The sequence below is a fragment of the Mycobacterium sp. NAZ190054 genome (genome assembly GCF_001545925.1).
Taxonomy (GTDB): Bacteria; Actinomycetota; Actinomycetes; order Mycobacteriales; family Mycobacteriaceae; genus Mycobacterium.
The window spans coordinates 1-8310 of record NZ_LMVQ01000162.1 but is presented as its reverse complement, the minus strand read 5'-3'; the positions used below and the strand labels follow the sequence as shown (position 1 = coordinate 8310).

Here is an 8310-nt window from a genome sequence, read left to right as displayed (position 1 = left end):
GCCGTGGCGCCGTCGGGCCGGAACGCAAAAGGGCGGCTGATCCGGGGTCGCGACCGAATATTCTGTCGGCAGTGGCGAGCGACGGACAGGAGTGGCGATGACCGGCCCCGGATCCCGGGACAAGAAGACCGTGATGCTCCTGGCCTTCGACGGCTCGCCGACCGCCCGCCGTGCCGTGCAGTACGCGGGCCGCTTCCTGACCGCCGACCGGGCGGTCGTGCTGACGGTGTGGCAGCCGCTGGACCGCGGCCCCGACCAGGCGGGCTACTCCTACGACCTCGACGGGCCTCCTGATCCCCGCGACGACGACGAGATCGACATCGCGCTCGCCGAGGCCCAGCGCATCAACGACGAGGGCCTGGAGCTCGCACTCGCCGCAGGGCTCCCGGCCGAGCCGCTGCGCCGGGCGGCCGGGTTCACCGTGTGGCAGACGATCATCGAGGCCGCCGACGAACTCGACGCCGACCTGATCGTCACCGGCACGCGGGCGACCACGGGGTTCCGGTCGCTGATCCAGTCCAGCGTGGCCGACCACGTGCTGCGCCGCGGGCACCGCCCGGTGCTCATCGTGCCGCCGGAGCCGTGACCGCGGCGCTCCGCGGTCGCCGGGGCGCTGACCTGGCCCGTGCTAGGTTGGCCGCATGGATCGGTTTCTCGTGCCCGCTGCAGCCAGCATCGTCGTCGGCCTGCTGCTCGGTGCGGCGGCCGTGTTCGGGGTGACGTTGATGGTGCAGCAGGACACCAAGCCTCCGCTGCAGGCGGGCGATCCGGCGTCATCGGTGCTCAACAGGGTCGAGTACGGCGACCGGACCTGACCTGATCCGGCCGCTGTCGCGGCGCTGGTTGTGGGTGGCCGCCGCGGCGGCGCTGGTCCTGACATTCGCCCAGTCGCCCGGCCAGATCTCACCCGACACCAAGCTCGACCTCACCGCGAACCCGCTGCGTTTCCTGACGCGCGCGTTCGACCTGTGGAACAGCGAGTTGCCGTTCGGTCAGGCGCAGAACCAGGCGTACGGCTACCTGTTCCCGCACGGCACGTTCTTCCTCGCCGGTGACCTGCTCGGCGTCCCGGACTGGGTGACGCAGCGGCTGTGGTGGACGCTGCTGCTGGTGGCCGGGTTCTGGGGGGTGCTGCGGGTCGCCGAGGCGCTCGGCATCGGCACCACCACGTCGCGGGTGCTCGGCGCGGTCGCGTTCGCGCTGTCGCCGCGGGTGCTGACCACGATCGGCGCCATCTCGTCGGAGACGTTGCCGATGATGCTCGCGCCGTGGGTGCTGCTGCCGGTGATCCTGGCCCTGCAGGGCGACCCTCGGGTGCGTCAACTCGCGGCGCGCTCGGCGGTGGCGATCGCGTTGATGGGCGCGGTCAACGCCGTCGCCACGCTGACCGCGTGCCTGTGCGCGGTGGTGTGGCTGCTGTGCCACCGGCCGAACCGGACATGGCGGCGGTTCGTGGCGTGGTGGCTGCCGTGTGCGGCGCTCGCGGTGACCTGGTGGGTGGTGGCGCTGCTGCACCTGGGCCGGATCAGCCCGCCGTTCCTGGACTTCATCGAATCCTCCGGGGTGACGACGCAGTGGATGTCGCTGACCGAGATGCTGCGCGGCACCGGAGCCTGGACGCCGTATGTCGCACCGTCGGCCACGGCGGGCACACCGCTGGTGACCGGTTCGGTGGCCGTGCTGGCGACCACGCTGGTGGCCGCCGGCGGTCTGGCCGGTCTGGCGTTGGCGACCATGCCGGCCCGCGGCCGGCTGGTCACCATGCTGCTCGTCGGCGTCGCGCTGCTGGCCGCCGGCTACTCGGGCGGTCTCGGCTCGCCCGTCGCGCAGTACGTGCAGGCCTTCCTCGACGCCGAGGGCACCCCGCTGCGCAACCTGCACAAGCTCGAGCCGCTGCTGCGATTGCCGCTCACGCTCGGCCTGGCGCACCTGCTCGGCCGTATCCCGCTGCCCGGCAGCGCACCGCGGCCGGTGTGGCGCAACGCCTTCGCCCATCCCGAGGACGACAGACGTGTCGCGGTCGGCATCGTGCTGCTGTCGGCGTTGACCGCGGCCACCTCGCTGGCCTGGACCGGGCGGCTGACCCCGCCCGGCGCGTTCGACGCGATCCCGCAGTACTGGCACGAGACGGCCGCATGGCTGGACGACAACAACTCCGGGGGCCGGGTGCTCGTCGCCCCCGGCGCGCCGTTCGCCACGCAGATCTGGGGCAACAGCCATGACGAACCGTTGCAGGTGCTCGGGGACAGCGCGTGGGGGGTCCGCGACTCGATCCCGCTGACCCCGCCGGAGACGATCCGCGCGCTGGACTCGGTGCAGCGGCTGTTCGCCGCCGGGCGGCCGTCGGCCGGGCTCGCCGACACCCTTGCCCGGCAGGGCATCTCGTATGTGGTGGTGCGCAACGACCTGGACCCGGACACGTCCCGATCGGCGCGCCCGATCCTGGTGCACCGCGCGGTCGACGCGTCCCCGGGCCTGACCAAGGTCGCCGAGTTCGGCGACCCCGTCGGGCCGGGCACCCTGGAGGGTTTCGTCTCCGACAGCGGGTTGCGGCCGCGCTACCCGGCCGTCGAGATCTACCGCGTCGACCGGCCGGGGTCACTGGAACCGTATGTGGCCGAACTCGAGTCGATGCCCCGGGTGGACGGCGGACCCGAGGTGCTGCGGCGACTCGACGAGCGCCGCAGGCTCGCCGGACAGGAGCCGCTGGGTCCCGTGCTGCTGACCCAGGACGCCGCGCGCGCCGGGCTGCCCGCACCGCTCGTGACGGTCACCGACACACCCACCGCGCGGGAGACCGACTACGGGCGCGTCGACGACCACTCGTCGGCGATCCGCGGACCCGACGACGCCCGCAACACGTTCAACCGGGTGCCCGACTATCCGGCCACCGGCGCCGAACTCGTGTACGGACGGTGGGGCGGCGGCCGGGTCACGGTGTCCAGTGCGGCATCTGACTCCACGGCCCTGCCGAACGTGTCACCGTCGTCGGGGCCGGCGTCGGCGGTCGACGGGGACGCGTCGACGAGCTGGGTGTCCAATTCCCTGCAGACCGCGCTGGGGCAGTGGCTGCAGGTCGATTTCGACCGTCCCGTCACCAATGCCACGCTGACGATCACCCCGAGCGCGACCGCGGTCGGCGCGCAGGTGCGACGGCTGGAGGTGTCGACGGTCAACGGCTCCAGCACCGTCCGCTTCGAGCAGGCCGGCAAGCCGCTGACCGTGGCGCTGCCCTACGGTGAGTCACCGTGGGTGCGGATCACCGCGACCGGCACCGACGACGGCTCCCCCGGGGTGCAGTTCGGTATCACCGACATCAGCGCCACCCAGTACGACGCCAACGGCTTCGCCCATCCGGTGCCGCTCCGGCACACCGTGGACGTGCCCGGCCCGCCGGCGGATTCTGTTGTCGCGCAATGGGACCTGGGTTCCGAGCTGCTGGGCCGCGCCGGTTGTGCGCAGAGTCCCACCGGTACCAGGTGCGCGGCGGCGATGGCGCTGGCCGCCGAGGAGCAGGTGAACCTGAGCCGCACGCTGACGGTGCCGGAGCCGACGCAGGTGACGCCGACGGTGTGGGTCCGCGGCCGCCAGGGACCCAATCTGGCCGATCTGGTGTGGCAGCCGGACACCACCAGGGCGTTCGGTGACTCGGACCCGATCGACGTGCTCGGCTCGGCGTACGCGGCCACCGACGGGGACACCGGCACGTCGTGGACGGCGCCGCAACGCACCATGCAGCCGCGCACGCCGCCGTCGCTGGAGCTGAGACTGCCTGCCCCGACCGAGGTCTCGTCGATACGGGTGACCCCGAGCTCGTCGCCGCTGCCGGCGCACCCGACGCTGATCGCCGTCGACCTCGGCGACGGACCACAGGTGCGCCGCATGACCGCAGGCACCGAGACCTTCCGGCTGCACCCGAGGGTCACCGACTCGGTCACGGTCTGGCTGATGGACTGGGACGACGTGATCGACCGCACCTCACTGGGTTTCGATCAACTCAAACCGCCGGGCCTGGCCGAGGTGGTCGCCCTCGACCGGCGCGGCGCACCGATCGGGGCGGCCGACGCGGCGGCCAACCGGGCCCGCACCGTCGAGGTGCCCTGTGGAAGCGGTCCGGTCATCGGCCTCTCGGGTGAGTTCGTCCAGACCTCGGTCACCACCACCGTCGGCGCGCTGCTCGACGGCGATCCGATCCCGGCCCGCCCGTGCCGCACCGAGCCGATCCCGCTGCCGGCCGGGCAGCAGGAGCTGGTGATCAGCCCGGGGCCGGGCCTGATCGTGGACGGCGTCCAGTTGAACGGGCCCCGCGCCGATGAGATCGGCTCGGCGGCAACGTCCTCCGTCACCGTCGACCGGTGGACCAGCGTCGACCGGGAGATCACGGTGGATGCGTCGGCGGCGCCACGCGTCCTCGTCGTCCCCGAAAGCGCCAACCCCGGTTGGACCGCGCGCACCGCCGACGGTGCGGCACTGACGTCGGTCACCGTCAACGGCTGGCAGCAGGGCTGGGTGCTGCCCGCGGGGACCGCCGGTGCCGTCACGTTGGACTTCGCGTCGAACGACACCTACCGCGCCGGGTTGATCGGCGGTCTGGCGCTGCTGCCGCTGTTGTTCGCGCTGGCGTTCGCACCGGTGCGGGGCGCCGGTGTCCCGGGTCCGGCCGGCCTGCCGTGGCGGCCTTCCCCGCTCGCGATCGGTGCCGCCACCGCGGTGGTGGCCGGGGTGGTCTCCGGGCTCGGCGGGGTGCTGGTCGCCGGGGCCGCGGTCGGTCTCCGGTACCTGCTGCGCCGGCGGCACCGGTTGCGTGACGGATTGACGGTGGGCACCGCGGCGTTCGGGCTGATCCTCGCTGGCGCGGTGCTCAGCCAGAACCCGTGGCGCTCGGTGGACGGTTATGTGGGCCATTCGGCCGGCGTGCAGTTCCTGGCGCTGCTGTCGGTGGTGGCCGTCGCGGTGTCGCTGGTGTCGTTCCCCGACTCCGGGCGCGGCCGCCCCTGACCCCCAGTCGCCGAAATGGCATTCCAGCAGCGAAAGTTCGAGTACAGGCCTGCTGGAATGCAAGTTCGGCGCAGGGGGTCAGCGGGCCTTGGCGGGTTCGACCTCGTCACTGACCGACGAGTCCAGCGGCGTCGGGTGGTGGCGTCTCTCCCAGCGGCGCAGCGCATTGCGGCACGGTGACTCCACCAGCCCGTAGCTGACCGCGGCGATCGCGAAGCCGAACAGCAGCGTCAGCACCAGCACCACGGTGAAGTGCCCGTTGAACGGGAACGCACCGATCACCGGGAACACCATCGCCAGCGCGGCCAGGTGCCACACGAACAGGCCGTACGACCAGCGGCCCAGCGTCACCATGACCGGGCTGCCCAGGATGCGGTGCGCGGTGTCGACGCGGTCGAGCACCAGCGGGGCCAGCAGTGCGGCGGCGACGACCGCGCCCATCGCCGTCTTCAACGTCACCTGGCCGACCGACCCCGGGTGCAGTCCCTCCCGGCCGGCCAACGGCGACGCCGCGATCAGAAACGCCGTCACCGCCACGACCCCCATCAGCACGCGGCGCCGGGCGAGCCGGTGCGCCCAGCCGACCGGGCTGACGGTCAGTTCCGCCAGGACCATGCCGGCGGCGAACCAGGAGAAGAAGGCCGGCGGCCAGTTCCACAGGTTGTGCCCGGAGTCGGGGTCGAACGGGATGCGCACCCAGAACAGGCTCGCCACGGCCACCGTGATGAGCACCGGGATCCGCGCCCGCACCGGCAGCCGCCGCGCCAGCAGCGCCAGCAACGGCAGCACCAGGTAGAAGCTCATCTCCACCGACAGGCTCCACATCTGCGTCAGGCCCGCGGTCAGGGTCAGCGGCACGTAGATCTGGGTCAGCGTGAGATTCGCCAGCCACACCGTGAAGTCGGCGGTGACCTCCGGCAGCAGCGTCATGATCACCACCACCGCGACCAGGTAGCCGGGCATGATGCGGACGATCCGCGACCGCAGGTAGTGCGACGTCGACGGACGCTCCCGGAGCCCGCGCGCCGCCGCGGCGTGGCCCCGCCACAGCAGGAAACCCGACAGCGCGAAGAACACGGCGACGGCCAGATCGAAGCGGCCGAGCACCCGTCCCACCACGCCGCCGCTCTGCCCGGTCTGGAATGCGACGTGCGTCACCACGACGCCGATCGCCGCGCACGCGCGCAGCCCCTCGACGGCGGGCAGGAAGCCGCGCGTCCCGCCGGCGGCGCCCGGTTCGCCCGCGGCATTCGCGTCGTTCACGCCGAACAGTGTGCCCGCTGCGCCACGCCACGGTGAATCCCGCGGGTAAACGGGTAGTCAGGCGCTGCCGGTGAACACCTCGTAGTAAGCGACGACCTTGAACGGTGCTGTTAGGGTCGAACGGGTTTTGCCGCCCCGCCACACCCCGTGGCGGCGCGCGAAGGGAGACACGGTATTGAACCGCGCAGTTGCGTTGAGGATCGCCGCGTGCGGAATCATGGGCCTCGGAGCCGCCCTGCTCATCGCGGCGCTGCTCCTGTCCACCTACACCCAGGGCAAGATCGCCAAGATTCCGCTCGACATCGACACCACCCTCGTCAGCGACGGCACCGGCACCGCCTTCGACCCCGCGTCGCTCAACGGTGAGCGGTTCGTCATCAACGAGGACATCCCGGTGGTGCTGCAGCAGCAGATCACCGTCGAATCGCCGGCGAACGCAGACGTGGTGACGCTGCAGGTCGGCTCGTCGCTGCGACGCTCCGATCAGCAGCAGGACAACGGGTTGCTGCTGGCGATGGTCGACACGGTGACCGTGAACCGCTCCACCGCGATGGCGGTGTCGAGCGAGACCAACCCCGGTGGCTCGGTGCAGAAGCCGCGCGCCATCGAGGAGGAGAACCCGCCGACGAACATCGCGCTGCCGCACGAGGGGCTGGCGTACCGCTTCCCGTTCGACACCGAGAAGAAGACCTACCCGTTCTTCGACCCGATCGCGCAGAGGGCGTTCGACGCCAACTACGCCGGCGAGGAGGACGTCAACGGCCTGACCGCGTACAAGTTCACCCAGAACGTCGGGTTCGACGCCGACGGCAAGCTGGTCGAGCCGGTCAAGTACGCGTCGCTGTACGACGACGACGCCGACGCGCAGGTGACCGCGCGCGCCGCGCTGTGGGGCCTGGAGGGTGATCCCGAAGAGCCGATCACGATGACGCGCTACTACGCCGCGCAGCGCACGTTCTGGGTCGACCCGGTCTCGGGCACGATCGTCAAGCAGTCCGACCGCGGCTACCACTACTACGCCCGCGAGGCACTCAGGCCCGAGGTGACGTTCGTCGACTACACGGTGACCTCCAACGAGGAAACGGTGGAAGCCCAGGTCGCCTCCGCGCAGGACGAGCGTGACCGGGTGTCGCTGTGGGGACGCATCCTGCCGATCACGTTCACCGCGCTGGGGCTGGTCGCGCTGGTGGGCGGGGCGCTGCTCGGGTCGTTCAGCCTCCGTTCGGAGTCGCTGCTGATCGATCCCGGCCTCGACGACACCGGCAACCGGTTCTTCGGCAAGCGCGGCGACGACGGTGAACCCGTGCCCGGCGCCGAGGCCAAGACCGAGAAACTGCCCGCCCAGCGGCCCACCGATCTGCCGCCGGACCGACCGGTCTGATCGCCCCGATCTGCGCGCCGTCGTGGCGCTCGCTCGTCGCGCCGGGCTATGCGCTGGCGTTGACGCTGGCGGTGACCGCGCCGCTGCTGCGGCCCGGATATCTGCTTCTGCGTGACGCGGTGTCCACGCCGCGGTCCTATCTGACCGACGCGGCGCTGGGCCTCACGCAGGCCGCACCGAGGGCGCTGCCGCAGGACTTCGCGGTGGCGCTGGCGTCGACCGTGGTCGACGGCGGGGTCGTGGTCAAGGCGCTGTTGATCCTCGGGCTCTGGCTGGCCGGCTGGGGCGCCGCCCGGCTGGCCGCCACGGTGCTGCCCGACGCGGGACTGCCGGGGCAGTGCGTGGCGATCACGGTCGCGATCTGGAATCCGTATGTCGCCGAGCGGCTGCTGCAGGGGCATTGGAGCCTGCTGGTGGGCTACGGATGTCTGCCGTGGATCGCGGTGACGGTCCTGTCCCTCCGGGGCGCGCCGAAATTGCATTCCGGCCGCGAAAATGCGAGTGCTGACCGGCCGGAATGCAATTTCGGCGGGGTCTGGGCGCTGCTGTTCTGGGTGGCGCTGGCCGGGCTGACGCCCACCGGGCTGATGCTGGCCGCGACGGTCGCACTGGCGTGCGCGACGGCCCCCGGCGCCGGCAGGCCCCGGTGGTGGTGCGCGGGTGTGAGC

Annotated in this window: 5 protein-coding genes and 1 pseudogene; 5 read left to right on the top strand and 1 reads right to left on the bottom strand. The window is 71.8% G+C overall.

Going from position 1 to position 8310, the window contains the following annotated elements:
* Positions 1-97: 97 nt before the first annotated feature.
* Genes ASJ79_RS13110 through ASJ79_RS13105 form a run of 3 tightly spaced genes read left to right on the top strand, consistent with a single transcriptional unit; the run spans position 98 to position 4998 of the window.
* A complete protein-coding gene (locus ASJ79_RS13110) occupies positions 98-586 on the top strand; it encodes a universal stress protein (protein WP_067955776.1) in 489 nt (162 codons plus the stop codon).
* 55 nt (positions 587-641) lie between these two features.
* Positions 642-815 carry a DUF2613 domain-containing protein gene (locus ASJ79_RS30970; RefSeq protein ID WP_003933939.1) on the top strand — a complete coding sequence of 58 codons (174 nt, stop codon included), beginning with the start codon at positions 642-644 and terminating at the stop codon, positions 813-815.
* A 13-nt stretch (positions 816-828) separates the two neighbouring features.
* Positions 829-4998 carry an alpha-(1->3)-arabinofuranosyltransferase gene (locus ASJ79_RS13105; protein WP_369803660.1) on the top strand — a complete coding sequence of 1390 codons (4170 nt, stop codon included), beginning with the start codon at positions 829-831 and terminating at the stop codon, positions 4996-4998.
* 78 nt (positions 4999-5076) lie between these two features.
* Here the strand turns inward: ASJ79_RS13105 and ASJ79_RS13100 are convergent, their stop codons facing one another.
* Positions 5077-6261, bottom strand: a complete 1185-nt coding sequence (locus ASJ79_RS13100; RefSeq protein ID WP_067955772.1) for an acyltransferase — start codon at positions 6259-6261, stop codon at positions 5077-5079.
* A 175-nt stretch (positions 6262-6436) separates the two neighbouring features.
* On the opposite strand from ASJ79_RS13100, the gene ASJ79_RS13095 reads away from it, so the two are divergent.
* Positions 6437-7642 (top strand): DUF3068 domain-containing protein, encoded by a 1206-nt coding sequence (locus tag ASJ79_RS13095; protein ID WP_067955770.1) that lies wholly within the window; start codon positions 6437-6439, stop codon positions 7640-7642.
* 8 nt (positions 7643-7650) lie between these two features.
* Positions 7651-8310, top strand: a pseudogene (locus tag ASJ79_RS13090) (hypothetical protein); the annotation flags it as partial.

Bases quoted from the DNA above. Each gene is read 5' to 3' on its own strand.
- ASJ79_RS13110 (WP_067955776.1), top strand. From the start codon at position 98: ATGACCGGCCCCGGATCCCGGGACAAGAAGACCGTGATGCTCCTGGCC.
- ASJ79_RS30970 (WP_003933939.1), top strand. From the start codon at position 642: ATGGATCGGTTTCTCGTGCCCGCTGCAGCCAGCATCGTCGTCGGCCTG.